The sequence below is a fragment of the Microbacterium pseudoresistens genome, assembly GCF_013409745.1.
GTDB lineage: Bacteria > Actinomycetota > Actinomycetes > Actinomycetales > Microbacteriaceae > Microbacterium > Microbacterium pseudoresistens.
Window position 1 is genome coordinate 1,716,330 of record NZ_JACCBH010000001.1, and the last position, 15,903, is coordinate 1,732,232.

Below are 15,903 nucleotides of genomic sequence, written 5' to 3' on the forward strand. Positions count from 1 at the left end.
CCGAACGCCCGGTGCCCGTCCCTGATGAGGACCTGGGGATATCTTCGCCGCGGGTAGGCTGGGCGCGTGAGCATGGATATCGAGATCGGCCGCGGCAAGCGCGCACGGCGCGCGTACACGTTCGACGACATCGCGGTGGTGCCCTCGCGGCGCACGCGCAACCCGGAGGACGTGTCGACCGCGTGGACGATCGACGCGTTCTCGTTCGACATCCCCGTACTCGGCGCCCCGATGGACTCGGTCATGAGTCCGGCCACGGCCATCGCGCTCGGAAAGCTGGGCGGACTCGGGGTGCTCGACCTCGAGGGCCTGTGGACCCGGTACGAGGCTCCCGAGCCGTTGCTCGAGGAGATCGCGGGCCTTGAGCCCTCCGAGGCGACCGTGCGGATGCAGCAGCTGTACGCCGAGCCGATCAAGCCCGAGCTCATCACCCGGCGCCTCGCCGAGGTCCGCGAAGCCGGCGTGACCGTCGCCGGGTCTCTCACCCCGCAGCGCACCCAGGAGCTGTACGAGACGGTCGTCGCCGCCGGTGTCGACCTGTTCGTCATCCGCGGCACGACCGTGTCGGCCGAGCACGTCTCCAGCGTCACCGCCCCGCTGAACCTCAAGAAGTTCATCTACGACCTCGACGTTCCCGTGATCGTCGGCGGCGCGAGCACCTACACGGCCGCCCTGCACCTCATGCGCACCGGCGCCGCCGGCGTGCTCGTCGGCTTCGGCGGGGGAGCGGCCTCGACGACGCGGGTCACCCTCGGCATCCACGCGCCCATGGCCACGGCCGTCTCCGACGTCGCCGCTGCGCGCCGCGACTACCTCGACGAGTCGGGCGGGCGGTACGTGCACGTCATCGCCGACGGCGGTGTGGGCACCTCGGGAGACATCGTCAAGGCACTCGCGATGGGCGCTGACGCCGTCATGCTCGGCGTCGCCCTCGCCCGCTCGACGGACGCGCCGGGCCGCGGATTCCACTGGGGTCCCGAGGCGCACCACGCCGAACTGCCGCGCGGACGCCGCGTGGCCGTCGGCGGCGTCGCACCGCTCGAAGAAGTGCTGTTCGGCCCGGCCCCGGTCGCCGACGGCACCGCCAACCTCATCGGAGCGCTCCGCAAGTCGATGGCGACCACGGGCTACTCCGACCTCAAGGAGTTCCAGCGCGTCGAAGTCGTGCTCGCCCCGTACGAGCGGTTCTGATCGCGTCGTGACCGCCCCCGCGACCCCGGCGCCATTCCCGCCGACGCTGCGCGAGGTGCTGCTGCGCCCGCGCTGGCTCGGCCTCCTCGGGCTGTGCCTCGTCGTCGCCGGCGTGTTCGCGTGGCTCGGCCAATGGCAGCTGGGCCGCGCCGTCGACACCGATCCGCCCGAGCCCGGCGCCACCGAGAGAGTCGTGCCGCTGGAGGATGTGCTGCCGCCGGGCACGTACCTCGATGCGCGATCAGAGGGCCAGAAGGTCGCCGTGCACGGCCACTGGGTGCCCGGCGATTTTCTCGTCGTCGCCTCGCGGTTCAACGACGGCGCCGAGGGGTACTGGGTGACCGGGCAGCTGCGGATCGCAGATGCCGAGACGCCCACCTCCCTCGCCGTCGCGATCGGGTGGGTCGCCGATGAGAAGGCCGCTGCTTCCGCCGTAGATGCGCTCGAGAAGCACGCCGACGGATCGGACGTCGAACTCACTGGCCGCCTCATCACCGACGAAGGGGTCGCCCCGCCGCCGCGCACCGATCCGCAGCGCCTGGGGCGCATGTCTCCCGCCGCCCTGCTCTCGCGCTGGCACGACGTCGAAGGGCTGTCTGTCTACCGGCCGTTCCTCACGGCCGCCGAGCCGCTCGGCGGCACCGTCGCCATCTCGTCTCCCGCGCCCGACGAGGGCACGTCGGTGAACTGGCTCAACATCTTCTACGCCGCCGAATGGGCCGTCTTCGCCGGTTTCGCCTTCTACCTCTGGTACCGCCTCGGCAAGGATGCGTGGGAGCGCGAAGTCGAGGAGTTCGAGGAGGCCGGCCGCGGCTGAGGCGGTGCCGCATCCGGTGGCGCCGCCGCGCACGTGCCGCCGACACGGCGATGGCGGGGAGCCCGCGGAGATCAGGCTTCCCAGACGAAGCCGTCGGGGTCGACGGCATCCGCGCCGCCGTGGATCACGATCCGATGCGAGCCGCTGCCCTCCGCGGAGACGTCGACCGACTTCGCCAGGGCCGCGCGCTTGTACAGCCCGAGACCGATCGTGCCCGCGGGGGTGTCGAAGTCGACGTAGCTGCCGAAGCTCTTGCGCACGGCGAAGCCGCGCTCGGTGTAGAAGGCGCGACTGCGGCGCACATCCGCCGATCCCAGCAGCAGCACGACGCTCTCGATCGCGCGCGATGCGGGGGCGGTGTCCTTCTTCGAGGAGGTGGCGATGTTCCACAGGGCGCCGTCCGGCGCCTCCAGTGCGCCGCCGAAGCCCCATAGCGACTTCGTCGGCGGCTTGCGCACGACCGCTCCGGCGGCGGTCGCGTCGTCGAAGAGGAGCAGGGCGTCGGCGGGCTGCGCAACGATGAGAGAGAGGGTGTACCCGCGGAACCCCTCGGAGGGTTCGGCGGTCTCGCGCAGGCGGATGCGGTCTCTGAGTCCGAAGACCGCGTCGTAGAAGGCCTTCGCGGCGGCGAGGTCGGTGGTCTCGAGGGTGATGGCGTCGATGGTGGTGTTCATGTCCTCGACGCTACGGCGGGCGCTCGGCCGCCGCTTCTCGATTCCTGCTCGATGGCCCCGTGGGGTTCTCCGGAGGGTGCCCGCCCGGCGGCGGAGACAGCGGGATGTCGCAGGCGGACGGCTAGAATGAGGACATGCCCGAACCCAAGCCCTCCTCCTTCCCGAAGATCCGCGGAGCGCTGAAGTTCTACCAGGTCGCCTCGATCATCACGGGCGTCATGCTGCTGCTGCTCGTGACCGAGATGATCCTCAAGTACACGCCCATCCGGCTCGAGCTCTTCGCCGGCGGATCCGGCGGGCCGCTGTGGTTCGCCCCCGTCGTCGACGGCGCCGAAGGCCTCGTCTCCACCGGTGACGGACTGAACATCTCGCTGCTCATCCTCATCGCGCACGGCTGGTTCTACGTCGTCTACCTGTTCGCCTGCTTCCGGGTGTGGAGCCTCATGCGGTGGCCGTTCCTGCGGTTCATCATGCTCGCCCTGGGCGGTGTGATCCCGCTGCTGTCCTTCTTCATGGAGGCGATCGTCGCGCGCGAGGTCAAGGCCTACCTCGCCCGTCGCGAACAGGAGCTCGCCGCCGAGCCGGCCGCCGCATCCTCATCCGCCCCCGCCACGGAAGGCACCCGTTGACCGGTCAGAACACCCCCGACCAGAACGCCCCCGTCGAGGGCAACGACACCGCGCAGCGCCCCGCGCTCGTCGTCGACTTCGGCGCCCAGTACGCCCAGCTCATCGCCCGCCGCGTGCGCGAGGCCGGTGTGTACAGCGAGATCGTGCCGCACACCGCGAGCGCCGAAGAGATCGCGGCGCGCAATCCGGTGGCGCTCATCCTCTCCGGCGGGCCGTCGTCGGTGTACGAGGACGGCGCGCCGCAGCTGGATCCGGCCGTCTTCGAGCTCGGCGTGCCGACGCTGGGCATCTGCTACGGCTTCCAGGTGATGGCCCAGACCCTCGGCGGCGAGGTCGCCAACACGGGCCTGCGCGAGTACGGCGCGACGGATGCGACCCTCGCCGGTGACGGCGGCACGCTGCTGGGCGGTCAGCCCGCAGATCAGAACGTGTGGATGAGCCACGGCGACCAGGTCGCCCGGGCCCCCGAAGGGTTCGAGGTGCTCGCCTCGACTCGCGCGACAGGCGTGGCCGCCTTCGCCGACGACGAGCGCCGCTTCTACGGCGTGCAGTGGCATCCCGAGGTCAAGCACTCCGATCACGGCCAGCAGGTGATCGAGAACTTCCTGCACAAGGGCGCGGGGCTTCCGGCCGACTGGAACAGCGACAACGTCATCGCCGAACAGGTCGAGCGCATCCGTGCACAGGTCGGCGATGCGCGCGTCATCTCCGCGCTGTCGGGCGGCGTCGACTCGGCGGTCTCCACCGCCCTCGTGCACAAGGCGATCGGTGACCAGCTGACGGCCGTGTTCGTCGACCACGGGCTGCTGCGCAAGGGCGAGCGCGAGCAGGTGGAGCAGGACTATGTCGCCTCCACCGGCGTGCACCTCATCACGGTCGACGCCGTCGACACCTTCCTCGGGCACCTGCAGGGAGTGACCGACCCCGAGGAGAAGCGCAAGATCATCGGCCGGGAGTTCATCCGCGCCTTCGAGAAGGTGCAGCGCGAGCTCGTCGCCGAGGCGAAGTCCGACGGCGAGAAGGTGCGCTTCCTCGTGCAGGGCACGCTCTACCCCGACGTCGTCGAATCCGGCGGCGGCACGGGCACCGCCAACATCAAGTCCCACCACAACGTGGGCGGGCTGCCCGACGACCTCGACTTCGAGCTCATCGAGCCGCTGCGCACCCTCTTCAAAGACGAGGTGCGCGCGATCGGACGCGAGCTCGGCATCCCCGAGGCGATCGTCGGACGTCAGCCGTTCCCCGGCCCTGGCCTCGGCATCCGCATCATCGGCGAGGTCACCCGCGACCGCCTGGAGGTGCTGCGCGAGGCCGACGCGATCGCCCGCGAAGAGCTGACCAGGGCGGGCCTGGATGGCGAGATCTGGCAGTGCCCGGTCGTGCTGCTCGCGGATGTGCGCTCGGTGGGCGTGCAGGGCGACGGCCGCACCTATGGGCATCCGATCGTGCTGCGCCCGGTCTCCAGCGAGGATGCGATGACGGCCGACTGGACGCGCCTGCCGTACGACGTGCTCTCGAAGATCTCCAACCGCATCACCAACGAGGTGCGCGAGGTCAACCGGGTGGTGCTCGATGTCACATCCAAGCCCCCGGGGACCATCGAGTGGGAGTGACCTCTCACGCCGAGACCCCTGGTTCGCGTCGTTCTCGCGTCGCGAACCAGGGGTCTTAGCTTATGATCCCCGGGGCGTGTGCCCCGGAGTTTCGGGTTGTCTTCCGTCAGCTCTCGACCTTGTTGCCCCGGCCCACGATGAGGCCGTAGATCAGCAGAACGATGATGGAGCCACCGATCGCGAGCAACCAGCTCGTGAGGTCGAAGAATCCGTCGATCTTCGCGCCGAACAGCAAGCCTCCCAGCCAGCCGCCCAGCATCGCGCCGACGACGCCGAGGATGAGCGTCATAATCCAGCCGCCGCCATGCTTGCCGGGCAGGATCAGCTTGGCGATGGCGCCCGCGATGAGTCCGAGGATGAGGAATGCGATGAATCCCATGATGTGCTCCTTCGATCAGTGGACGCCGTCATCATGACACTCCGCGCGCCGGGACGGAATACCTTGCGCGCCGAGTCGATGTGAGATAAAGAACTTTTCCGGATGACGAGAACGGCCCGCCCCTTGCGGGACGGGCCGTTCTGCGATGTGCGCGCGTCAGTTGCTGCGGGCGATCGCGATGATCCGCAGGATCTCGACGTACAGCCACACGACGGTGACCATGATGCCGAAGCCGCCGAGCCAGCCGTACACGCGGGGAGCGCCGTTGCGCACGCCCTGCTGGATCTGGTCGAAGTCGAGCACCAGCGAGTACGCCGCCATGAACACCACGAGCACGCCGATGATGAGGCCCAGCGGGATGCCCGCGACCTTGGCGCTGAACATGCCGAACATCTGATCCTGCGGCAGCACGTTGAAGAGCATCAGGCCGACGTTGAGCAGCGAGAAGACGAGGTAGCCGAGCATCGCGATCATGAAGATCTTGGTCATCTTCTTCGAGGCGCGGATCTTGCCGCTGGCGAAGAGGGCGAGCGTGACACCCACGACCGCGACGGTCGCGAGCGTCGCCTGCACGACGATGCCCGGGAACATGATCTCGAAGAACGCCGAGATTCCGCCGACGAACAGGCCCTCGAACGCCGCGTAGGCGAAGATCAGCGCCGGCCGCACCTTCTTGCGGGAAGTGAACGTGACGACCATGGCGAGCACGAAGCCGCCGAGCGCCCCGACGATCCACGGCCATGCGACGACCTGGCCCATCGCCGCGGAGTGCACATACGGGTCGGAGAGGTTGGGGATCGCGCCGCCGAACTTCGACAGCGTGAAGAACCAGCCGATCACAGCCGTGACCAGGAGGATGCCGAACAGGCCGGCCGTCTTCCAGACCGTGTCCTCGACGGTCATCCGATCGGTCTCGATCGCACCGGCCGGCGGGGCGGCGTATATGCCCTCGAGCTGTGCGTTTACGGCGGCGTTCATGCCCGCGTGGGCGGCCGACGCCGTCTGCGCGGCCTGCGCAGCACCCTGCGGGCTCGCCCCGGGATAGGTCGCGACGTTGCGCGGATCCTGCTGCTTGAACGCCGGATTGTTGAACGCGAAGTTGCTCATGAGTTGGCCTCACTCCTCGAGGTCGGGATGCGCGTACGTCAAGACTACCTGCGAGTGGGGCTCCACGGCGTGTCCTACCCTGAAAATATGCCCCGTCGTCCGCCGCTCGTGATCGGTCACCGGGGCGCACCCGGATATCGGCCCGAGCATTCCCGCTCGTCGTACGAGCTCGCGTTCGCGATGGGCGTCGATGCCGTCGAGCCCGATGTCGTGGCCACCCGCGACGGCGTGCTCGTCGTGCGTCACGAGAACGAGATCTCCGGCACGACCGACGTGGCCGAGCATCCGGAGTTCGCCGACCGCCGCACGACCAAGCGCGTCGACGGCGTGCAGCTGACGGGATGGTTCACCGAGGACTTCACCTGGGACGAGCTTTCGACCCTGCGCTGCCGGGAACGGCTGTCGGCGCTGCGACCATCGAGCGCGAGCTTCGACGGCGGACAGCCGATCCTCCGCCTCGTCGACGTGCTCGACCTCGTGCGCACCGCATCCGAGGAGCACGGGAGGGTCATCGGGGTGGTGCTGGAGGTCAAGCACGCCACGTACTTCGCCGGGATCGGGCTCGATCTGGCGCCGCTCATCCTGCGCGATCTGCGAGCGAACGGCTGGGCGGACGGCGACCTGCCCCTGACCATCGAGTGCTTCGAGGCCGGCATCCTCGACGTGTTCCGCGACAGCGCCGTCGCTGCGACGCTCATCTATCTGATCGAGGCGGTGGGCAGACCCGCCGACCTCGTGGCGGCCCTGGGCAAGGCGGCGCCGACGTACGCGCAGGAGGTATCGTCGGCGGGGCTCGACGCGCTGGTCGGGCGAGTCGACGGCATCAGCGTGAACAAGCGCATGCTGCTGGAGGGCGAAGGCCTCGTCGAGGCGGCGCACGAACGCGGGCTGCGGGTGTTCACCTGGACGTGCCGGCCCGAGAACGCCTTCCTCGACCGGCGATTCCGGCTCTCGGGCGGCAAAGCGGCGTTCGGGGACTACGAGAGCGAGTGGGCGCAGATCGCTCGCACCGGCGTCGACGGCGTCTTCGTCGACCACCCCGACCTCGGCGTCGCCTTCTTCCGGTAGTCATCCGGCACGGATGGCTGAGTGGGTCGCTCGGCGCCGGTACAGGTGGCGGAGCCCTGCTCCCGTTTCGGGGACGGACGGCTGAAGGCTTCCTCGTTTTGGACCAGACACCCTGGGTTTCACCCCGAAAACGGCTTCCTGCTCAGCCATCTGTGCCGAGGGTCTCAGCCATCCGTACCCGAACCCGTCGTGCCGTTCCGCCATCCGTACCCGCTTCGTTCACCGGGTGGACACCCGGCAGACGGGAGCGGGCCATACGGCAGCGATGATCTGGGACGGTCCCATCCGAATCCCAGGAGTCCCATGTCTCGCCTTCGTCACGGCCTCGCCGCCGCCTCCGCATGCGCGCTCGGCGCCGCCCTGCTCGCCGTACCGCCCGCCTTCGCCGCCGAACCCGGCATCCGCATCAACGAAGTCGAATCCAGCGGCGGCACGCCAGGCGACTGGATCGAGTTCCTGAACCCGACGGATGCGCCGATCGATCTCGGCGGCTACAGGGTGCAGGACGACAGCGACAAGAACCCGTACACGATCCCCGCGGGAATCGTCGTGCAGCCGGGAGAGTTCCTCGTGCTCGACGAGCTGATCGACGGTGAGGGCGACTTCGACTTCGGACTCGGCGGAACCGACCGGGTGCGTCTGTTCGACCCCGCCGGCGCGCTGGAGACCGAGACCGCGTGGGCGGGACACGCCGCGACGACCTGGGGTGCGCGGGTCATCGATGGTGCGGTGGAGTGGGCAGTGACCGCTGAGCCGACCAAGGGTGCCGAGAACGTCTTCCCCGACGACGGCGGGGAAGGCGGGGACGACGACGGAGGAGACCCGGGAGCGCTGGGCACGATCCGCATCAACGAGGTCGACTCGCAGCCCGCCGACTGGGTGGAGTTCGTCAACACCGGCGCCGCGCTGCTCGACATCTCCGGCTACGAGATCCGCGACAACTCCGACGATCACCGGTGGGCGTTCCCCGCCGGATCGGTCATCGAGCCGGGCGGGTATCTCGTGGTGGACGAGGCGAGCATCGGCATCGTCGACGGCGAGGAAGCTCCCTTCCGCGACCCGATCGGGATCGGCAGCGCCGACATGATCCGCCTGTTCGACCCCTCCGGATCGCTCGTCGACGAGACGGGCGCGTGGGAGGGGCATGCCGCGATCGACGGCGACTTCGGCGCCGCGACCCTGGCGCGCTGCCCCGACGGCGAGGGTGCCTTCGTGCTCGCCTACGCCACTCCGGGTGCCGCCAACACGTGCGTGAGCGCGCAGGTCGTCATCAACGAGGTCGAGTCCGACGGCGGTTCGCCCGACGACTGGATCGAGCTGGGCAACCCTATGGCCGAGACGGCCGACGTCTCGGGTTTCGTCGTGAAGGACGAGGACGACGGCCATTCCTACACGATCCCGGCGGGCACGACGATCGACCCGGGCGGCTACCTCGTGATCGAGCGCGATGAGCTGGGTTTCGGTCTCGGCGGCGGGGATGCGGTGCGCTTGTTCGACGGTGACGTGCTTCTGGAAGAGGTGCGCTGGGGAGACGGCCACGCGCCCACCACCTGGGGGCGCTGCCCCGACCTGACCGGCGACTTCGATATCACCGCGGAGCCGACCAAGGGCGCGGCGAACGTCTGCGGCGGCGACATCCCCGTCTCGCCGTGGCTAGGATCGCCGGATGTCCGCGTGCTCGACACCGAGCCGATGTTCCTGGAGGACAGCTCCGGTCTCGACACGCAGGAGACCGCGGAGGGCACCTTCCTCTGGGCGGTCGACAACGGCGAGGGCAGGATCTGGAAGCTCACCGCCTCGCCCGACGGCTCGGTGGCCAAGGCTGACGGCTGGTCCGACGGCAAGCGCGTGCGCTTCTCGAAGGATGCCGCCGATCCGGGCGCCGCGGGCCCGGACACCGAAGGGATCACCGTCGACGGCGACGGGCTCGTGTACGTGGCCGTCGAGCGTGACAACAGCGCCAAGGGCGTGAACCTCAACATGCTGCTGCAGGTCGATCCGGATTCGGCGCCGGGCGATCTCATCGCCCAGGCGGAGTGGGATCTCACGGATCTGCTGCCCGCCGTCGGTGCCAACCTCGGGATCGAGGCGGTGGAGTGGGTGCCCGACGCCGAACTCGCGGGGGCGCTGTACGACGATGCGGCCGGCGCCCGCTACGACCCCGCCGCGTACCCCGGGCACGGCGACGGACTGTTCTTCGTCGCGATGGAGGACAACGGGCACGTCTACGCCTTCGCGCTCGCGGCCGGTGCGGCCACGCTCGTGGCGGAGATCGATCCGGGGCTCGCCGGCGTCATGGGTCTGGACTACGACGCCGCCCTCGGCGTGCTGTGGGCCGTCTGCGACGACGGATGCCACGGACGCTCGGCGCAGATCGCGCTCAACGGCACAGCCCAGCCCGGCATCGTCCACATCGCCGCGCCGTCGGGGCTGCCCGACATCAACAACGAGGGCTTCGCCACGGCACCCGCGTCGCTGTCGATCGACGGTCAGCGTCCGGTGTGGTGGTTCGCCGACGGATACTCTTCGGAGGCGCTGCGCGTCGGCTCCCTTCCTGGCGGCACCGGCGGTGGCGGAGACGGCGGGGGAGCCGGGGGCGACGGCGATGGCCCGGACGGCGGCGCCGACCCCGGTGACGGATCCGGCGGCGATGGTGGATCCGGCAGCAGACCCGACGACGGACTCGCCGTGACGGGTGTCGAGCCTGCGATCGGGGCGGCCGTGCTCGGACTGAGCCTGCTGTTGGCCGGTGCGATCGCGCTCACCGCGCGTCGGAGGCGCCGCGCATAGACCCCCCGGCCGACCCACGGGTTCGGCCGGGCCGGGCAGCGGGGGATGCGTGGCGGGGGGCGCATCCCCGCTTCGCTAGAGTCCTTCTATGGGAGCACCGAGGCGACGCGGGATCGTCGCGATCCTTGTCGTCATCGCACTGCTCGGGGCCGGCTTCGGCGTCGCCACCGTCGTCGGCGACGCGCTCGGCATCCGTGCCGAACCGGCCCAGCGGATGGGCGGCGTCGCCGAACCGGCCACCGCTGCTCCTGCCACCCCCTCGCCGCGGCTCACGGTCGTGGAGGCCCCGCAGGACGAGCGGATCCGCGTCGCCCTCGATGAGCTCGACGATGCGCAGGCCACGGCGGCGATCGACGGTGCGGCCACGCTCGCCGTCTCGGTGCCGGTGGGTGCCTCCGGTGCGGATGACACCGACGACACGTACCGCGTCGCCGGCTCCGCCGAGGCGCTGCGCATCGAAGCCGATACCGTCACGGGTGCGACGCGCGGCGTGTACGACCTCGCCGCCGCGATCCGGGCCGGGCGCGACGTGCGCGCGCTCATCGGCCAGACCGTCACCTCGCGCATGCCGCTGCGCATGGTCGATCTCGGCGCGGTGGGGGTCGCCGTCGATCCGGAGCAGTGGCGCCCCGGCACCGACTACTCCCACGCGTCCAAGGCCTTCGCCGACGTGTTCCTCCCCGAGGCGCCCTACATCGACCAGACCGCGCTCGCCGCGGCATACGACGAGTTCGACGCCTATGTGCGACGCATGCTCGCCGAGGGATACAACGCCCTGGCTTTTCCTGGCTTCGTCGAGTTCGTGACCTTCTCCGGCGTCGACGGCGTGTACTCCGACGGCGACGAGCACATCGCCAAGGCGCTCGCCCTGCGCGAGGCGTTCGGGCCGTTCTGGGATCGTGCGCAGGAGCTGGGGATGAAGGTGTTCCTGCGCACCGACATGCTCACGCTGACCAGCCCGCTCGAGAGCTACCTGACCGACCGATTCGGCTCCCTCGACACGACGAACCCCGACCTCTGGCAGTTATACGCCGCAGGGCTCGACGAGCTCTACGCCGCCGAGCCGTCGCTGGACGGCGTGCTCGTGCGCATCGGCGAGGCCGGGCGCGTATACGACGTCGAGGGCTGGGACTACTACTCCTCGCTGGCGGTGACCACGACGGATGCTGTGCGCGCCATGCTCACCGCGCTCACGGCGCAGGCCGAGGCGTCAGACCGCGAAGTGATCTTCCGCACCTGGAGCGTCGGCGTCGGCGCAGTGGGCGACATGCACACGGATACGGACTCGTACGAGGCCGTGCTGGGCGGCATCGACTCGCCCGCGCTCATCGTGTCGACGAAGTACACGCTCGGCGACTTCTACAGCTGGCTGCCCCTCAACGACACCCTGCTGCAGGGCGATCAGCGGCGGATCGTGGAGTTCCAGAGCCGTCGCGAGTTCGAGAACAACGGCGCCTTCCCCAACGATCTCGGCGCCGAATACCAGTGGGCGCTGCAGAAGCTCCTCGCCGGCAACGATCGCATCGAGGGCATCTGGGCGTGGGCGCAGGACGGCGGACCGTGGCGTGCGGGCCCCATGATCCTCTACGGCAAGGCCGGGTTCTGGCAGCTCGCCGACCTCAACGCACAGCTGGCCGTTCGCCTGGCCCGCGACCCCGACGGCGATCCGGGCGGGATCACCGTCGACTGGGCGCGGCAGTGGTTCTCCGACGATCCGGCGACGATCCAGGCGATCGCCGACGCCATGGCGCTCTCGCGCACCGCGATCGAACAGGGGCTGTACATCCCTCCGTTCGCCGAGCAGCGCGTGGCCGCGATCGGGCTCGAGCCGCCGCCGATGATGTGGATCTTCGAGTGGGACATCCTCACCGGCGACTCTGCCGTGCTCGACGTGATCTACAAGATCTCGCGCGATCGCTTCGGCGAGGCCGTCGACGGGGGCGCGGCGGCATCGGACGCCGTGGAGCGGATGCGCACGCTCATCGCCGGCACGGATGCGGCGACCTGGCGCGATCCCGAGCTGCGCACCCGCTTCCTGGGCGCGCTCGACTACGAGCAGGACACCCTCGATCTGCTCGGTCACTACCGCGCGATGGTGCTGCAGCAGGCGCGCTGGCACGACACCCTCTCCGGTGACGCCTACGCGGCCTGGCAGAGCGCCCGCGACGACTTCGAGACCGCCGCGGCGGCGCACCTGGCGACCTACGAGGGCGACGTCGACCATCCGGCCTACAACCTCGCGGCCGCGCAACTGGGCGTGGAGCGCGCCGACCGCGATCTCGCGATGTCGTGGTGCGCGCGCGTGCTGCTCGTGCTCGCCCTGACGTGGCTGGTGATCGGGATGATGTCGGCGCGGATGCGCATCGTCCGCCGTCCGGGAGCCGCCGCGGCCAGGGCGACGTGGCTCGCCTCGACCCGTCCCTGGCGTGCGGCCGAGTCGACGCTGGGGATGCTGTCGGCCGATCGGATGCTCCTGGTGGCCGTGCCGGGCGCCCTGCTCGTGGCCACGCGCGCCGTGCAGACCTCGATGCTGTCGTGGACGCACCTGGCGATCACGCTCGGCGCCTGGGCCGTGTTCGTCGCGGTGACGCTGCTGCTCTCGCGGCGGCACTCGCCCTGGCCGCTGCTGAGCGCGGTGGGCGGGGTGATCGTGCTGCGCTGCGTGCTCACGCTGTTCGCGCTCTCGTTCACCGGGCCCGGCGGTTACTGGTTCGCCTTCTGGACCGACCCTGTTCGCCGCTCGCTGTACATCACCATCGCCTTCGCCCTGTTCGTCTGGCTGTTCGTCGCGGCGGGGTGGGCGCTGGCCGCCACCCGGGGTGCGCGACGCGCGACGGGTGTCGTGCTCGCCGGGGTCGGGCTCGGGCTCGCCGTGCCCGCGGCGGTGATCGCGATCATCGGCCTGGAGCCGGCGATGACGCTGTGGAACGACGAGATGGGGCTGCTGCCGTGGGGGCTCTCGCGCATCCTCGGCATCACCGTGTACCTCGAGATCCCCGCCGCGACGGCCGCATACGCCGCCGGATTCGGCGCAGCGCTCGCGGCGTTCGGCCTGCTCCTCGCCCTCATCCCGTCGAAACGGGTGTCGGCGGGGCGACCTAGACTCGAAGGGACATGACCGACGCCCCCCTCCTCGCCCCCGGAAACACCGGATCCGCCCGTCCCGGCAGTTCGGACCATTCCGACGCGGATCTCCTCGCGGGGCTGAACCCGCAGCAGCTCGACGCCGTGACCTACCGCGGCTCCGCCCTGCTCATCGTCGCCGGTGCCGGCTCGGGCAAGACGAGCGTGCTCACCCGTCGCATCGCCCTGCTGCTGCGCCGCAGGGAGGCCTGGCCCAGCCAGATCCTCGCGATCACTTTCACGAACAAGGCGGCGGGTGAGATGCGCGAACGCGTCGCCCAGCTCGTCGGCGACGTGTCGCGCGGCATGTGGATCTCGACGTTCCACTCCGCCTGCGTGCGCATCCTGCGTCGTGAGGCCGAGCGCTTCGGGTTCACCAAGGCGTTCACCATCTACGACTCCGGCGACTCGCGCGCGCTCATCAAGCGGCTCGTCAAAGAGCACGAGGCGGATGCCTTCGGCTTCACACCTGCGGCGGTGCAGTCGCGCATCTCCAAGCTCAAGAACGAGCTGCAGGATGCCGAGTCGTTCGCCCGGCAGGCGAACCTCGCCGATCCCGCCGAGCGGGTGTTCTCGGAGGTGTTCGGCGACTACCAGCGCTCGCTGCAGAAGGCCAACGCCTTCGACTTCGACGACCTCATCGGGCAGACCGTGTTTCTGTTCCGCGCCTTCCCCGAGGTCGCCGACACGTACCGCCGCCGGTTCCGGCACATCCTCATCGACGAGTATCAGGACACCAACCACGCGCAGTACTCGCTCATCCACGAGCTCACCCGTCCTCTCAGCGGCAAGGGGGCGGCGCCCGAACCGTATGCCTCGAACGGCATGATGATCTTCGAGCCCGAGCCGCAGACCGCGCCCGATGCCGGTGGCGAGGGCGCCTCGCTCACCGTCGTCGGCGACTCCGACCAGTCGATCTACGCCTTCCGCGGCGCCGACATCCGCAACATCAGCGAGTTCGAGCGCGACTTCCCCGGAGCCAAGGTGGTGCTGCTGGAGCAGAACTACCGCTCGACGAACAACATCCTCCAGGCCGCCAACGCCGTCATCGGCAACAACTTCGACCGCAAGGAGAAGAAGCTGTGGAGCGACCGCGGCGCGGGCGAGAAGATCGTCGGCTTCACCGGCTACTCGCAGCACGACGAGGCGCAGTTCGTGGCCGATGAGGTCGATGCGCTGCACCGGGACGGCATGCCGTATTCCGAGATGGCGGTGTTCTACCGCACCAACTCGCAGTCGCGCGCGCTGGAGGAGATCCTCATCCGCGCGGCCGTGCCGTACAAGATCATGGGCGGCACCAAATTCTACGAGCGCGCCGAGATCAAGGATGCCCTGGCCTACCTCGTCGCCGTCGCCAACCCCGCCGATGACATGGCGGTGCGCCGCATCCTCAACCGGCCCCGCCGCGGCATCGGCGACGTCACCGAGACGACGATCGCCCGCTTCGCCGAGGAGCACGAGCTGTCGTTCCGCGACGCGCTCGCGCATCCGGCCGAGCTCGGGGTGGGGCCCAAGATCCAGGCCGCGATCGGGCAGCTCGATGCCGTGCTCACCGAGGCGAGCGCGATCATGCTGCCCGCGACAGGCGACGTGCCGCCGCCTACGGTGGTCGCCGAGGGCCTCACCCTGCTGCTGTCGAAGAGCGGGTATATGGATGCGCTGCGCGCCAGCCGTGACCCGCAAGACGAAGCGCGTCTGGAGAACCTCGACGAGCTCATCGCCGTGACGCGCGAGTTCGCGCGCAACAACCCCGAGGGAACGGTCGCCGACTTCCTCACCGAGGTCGCCCTCGTCTCCGACGCCGACGACCTCGACGACTCCTCGGGCGTCGTCTCGCTCATGACGATGCACACCGCGAAGGGTCTCGAGTTCGACGCCGTGTTCGTCACCGGCGTGGAGGAAGACCTCATCCCGCACCGCATCTCGGCCGGAGAGCCGGGTGGGCCGCAGGAGGAGCGCCGGCTGTTCTATGTCGGCATCACCCGCGCACGCACCCGCCTGCACCTGTCTCTCGCGATGACCAGGGCGCAGTTCGGCGAGGTGTCGGTGGCGATGCCGAGCCGGTTCCTGCAGGAGATCCCCGCCGAGCTGATCGACTGGCGCCAGTCGCCCGGCGATATCAACTCGCGGGGATCGCGGACGCTCGGCGGGCGGGGCGGATTCGGGGGTTCGGGTTTCGGCGGATCGGGTCGCGACCGCTTCGCCCCGCGCGAGCTCGCGAAGAGCGACCGGCTGAAGCCGCTGTCGACCGCGATGGACAAGTTCCCCAACCGCGTCACCGGCAAGGTGCGCGACAACGGCGACCTCGAGTTGTCGGCGGGAGACCGCATCCGCCACGACGACTTCGGCGAGGGCCGCGTGGACCAGGTGACCGGCGAGGGGGCCAAGCGCGTCGCTCACGTGCGGTTCGACAGCGCCGGGATGAAGAAGCTGCTCATCAAGATCGCCCCGATCACGAAGCTCTGAGCGGGCGGAGCGTGCCGAAACGTCATGAGACGGGCAGGTTAGGCTG

Annotated in this window: 11 protein-coding genes; 8 read left to right on the forward strand and 3 right to left on the reverse strand. The window is 69.7% G+C overall.

The annotated features are described in order from the left end of the window. Window positions 1-72: 72 nt before the first annotated feature. The gene (locus tag BKA02_RS08550) at window positions 73-1,191 is read left to right on the forward strand and encodes a GuaB3 family IMP dehydrogenase-related protein (protein ID WP_179435339.1); all 1,119 of its coding nucleotides are present in this window, start codon (window positions 73-75) and stop codon (window positions 1,189-1,191) included. A 7-nt stretch (window positions 1,192-1,198) separates the two neighbouring features. Further along, the gene (locus tag BKA02_RS08555) at window positions 1,199-2,008 is read left to right on the forward strand and encodes an SURF1 family cytochrome oxidase biogenesis protein (RefSeq protein WP_343045378.1); all 810 of its coding nucleotides are present in this window, start codon (window positions 1,199-1,201) and stop codon (window positions 2,006-2,008) included. 71 nt (window positions 2,009-2,079) lie between these two features. On the opposite strand, the gene BKA02_RS08560 is transcribed toward BKA02_RS08555, so the two are convergent. After that, window positions 2,080-2,682, reverse strand: a complete 603-nt coding sequence (locus tag BKA02_RS08560; RefSeq protein WP_179433121.1) for a VOC family protein — start codon at window positions 2,680-2,682, stop codon at window positions 2,080-2,082. 134 nt (window positions 2,683-2,816) lie between these two features. On the opposite strand from BKA02_RS08560, the gene BKA02_RS08565 reads away from it, so the two are divergent. Both BKA02_RS08565 and guaA read left to right on the forward strand, forming a co-directional pair. Further along, on the forward strand, window positions 2,817-3,311 hold the full coding sequence (locus BKA02_RS08565; protein ID WP_179433123.1) for a DUF3817 domain-containing protein: 495 nt from the start codon (window positions 2,817-2,819) through the stop codon (window positions 3,309-3,311). Next, complete coding sequence (gene guaA, locus BKA02_RS08570) at window positions 3,308-4,924, forward strand: glutamine-hydrolyzing GMP synthase (RefSeq protein WP_179433125.1); 1,617 nt, start codon at window positions 3,308-3,310, stop codon at window positions 4,922-4,924. The genes BKA02_RS08565 and guaA overlap by 4 nt, the downstream gene beginning before the upstream one ends. A gap of 106 nt (window positions 4,925-5,030) precedes the next feature. Here the strand turns inward: guaA and BKA02_RS08575 are convergent, their stop codons facing one another. Then, window positions 5,031-5,303, reverse strand: coding sequence for a GlsB/YeaQ/YmgE family stress response membrane protein (locus BKA02_RS08575; RefSeq protein ID WP_179433127.1), 273 nt, complete (start codon window positions 5,301-5,303; stop codon window positions 5,031-5,033). 156 nt (window positions 5,304-5,459) lie between these two features. After that, window positions 5,460-6,410, reverse strand: coding sequence for a Bax inhibitor-1/YccA family protein (locus BKA02_RS08580; RefSeq protein WP_179433129.1), 951 nt, complete (start codon window positions 6,408-6,410; stop codon window positions 5,460-5,462). Between the two features lie 87 nt (window positions 6,411-6,497). On the opposite strand from BKA02_RS08580, the gene BKA02_RS08585 reads away from it, so the two are divergent. The 4 genes from BKA02_RS08585 to BKA02_RS08600 all read left to right on the forward strand — a co-directional run bounded on the left by BKA02_RS08585 (window position 6,498) and on the right by BKA02_RS08600 (window position 15,857). Next, entirely contained in the window at window positions 6,498-7,478 is a 981-nt protein-coding gene (locus BKA02_RS08585; RefSeq protein ID WP_179433131.1) for a glycerophosphodiester phosphodiesterase family protein, read from the forward strand. A 303-nt stretch (window positions 7,479-7,781) separates the two neighbouring features. Continuing rightward, on the forward strand, window positions 7,782-10,268 hold the full coding sequence (locus BKA02_RS08590; protein ID WP_179433133.1) for a lamin tail domain-containing protein: 2,487 nt from the start codon (window positions 7,782-7,784) through the stop codon (window positions 10,266-10,268). 88 nt (window positions 10,269-10,356) lie between these two features. Beyond that, window positions 10,357-13,386: an ABC transporter permease family protein gene (locus BKA02_RS08595; protein WP_179433135.1), complete on the forward strand. Its 3,030-nt coding sequence runs from the start codon at window positions 10,357-10,359 to the stop codon at window positions 13,384-13,386. Then, a complete protein-coding gene (locus BKA02_RS08600) occupies window positions 13,383-15,857 on the forward strand; it encodes an ATP-dependent helicase (protein ID WP_179433137.1) in 2,475 nt (824 codons plus the stop codon). Before BKA02_RS08595 ends, BKA02_RS08600 begins: the two co-directional genes overlap by 4 nt. The last annotated feature ends 46 nt before the right edge of the window (window positions 15,858-15,903 follow it).

What these genes read in the sequence shown, in the direction of transcription:
- BKA02_RS08550 (WP_179435339.1), top strand. Translation starts at nt 73, where the DNA reads ATGGATATCGAGATCGGCCGCGGCAAGCGCGCACGGCGCGCGTACACG.
- BKA02_RS08560 (WP_179433121.1), bottom strand. Translation starts at nt 2,682, where the DNA reads ATGAACACCACCATCGACGCCATCACCCTCGAGACCACCGACCTCGCC.
- BKA02_RS08565 (WP_179433123.1), top strand. Translation starts at nt 2,817, where the DNA reads ATGCCCGAACCCAAGCCCTCCTCCTTCCCGAAGATCCGCGGAGCGCTG.
- BKA02_RS08575 (WP_179433127.1), bottom strand. Translation starts at nt 5,303, where the DNA reads ATGGGATTCATCGCATTCCTCATCCTCGGACTCATCGCGGGCGCCATC.
- BKA02_RS08580 (WP_179433129.1), bottom strand. Translation starts at nt 6,410, where the DNA reads ATGAGCAACTTCGCGTTCAACAATCCGGCGTTCAAGCAGCAGGATCCG.
- BKA02_RS08585 (WP_179433131.1), top strand. Translation starts at nt 6,498, where the DNA reads ATGCCCCGTCGTCCGCCGCTCGTGATCGGTCACCGGGGCGCACCCGGA.
- BKA02_RS08590 (WP_179433133.1), top strand. Translation starts at nt 7,782, where the DNA reads ATGTCTCGCCTTCGTCACGGCCTCGCCGCCGCCTCCGCATGCGCGCTC.
- BKA02_RS08595 (WP_179433135.1), top strand. Translation starts at nt 10,357, where the DNA reads ATGGGAGCACCGAGGCGACGCGGGATCGTCGCGATCCTTGTCGTCATC.
- BKA02_RS08600 (WP_179433137.1), top strand. Translation starts at nt 13,383, where the DNA reads ATGACCGACGCCCCCCTCCTCGCCCCCGGAAACACCGGATCCGCCCGT.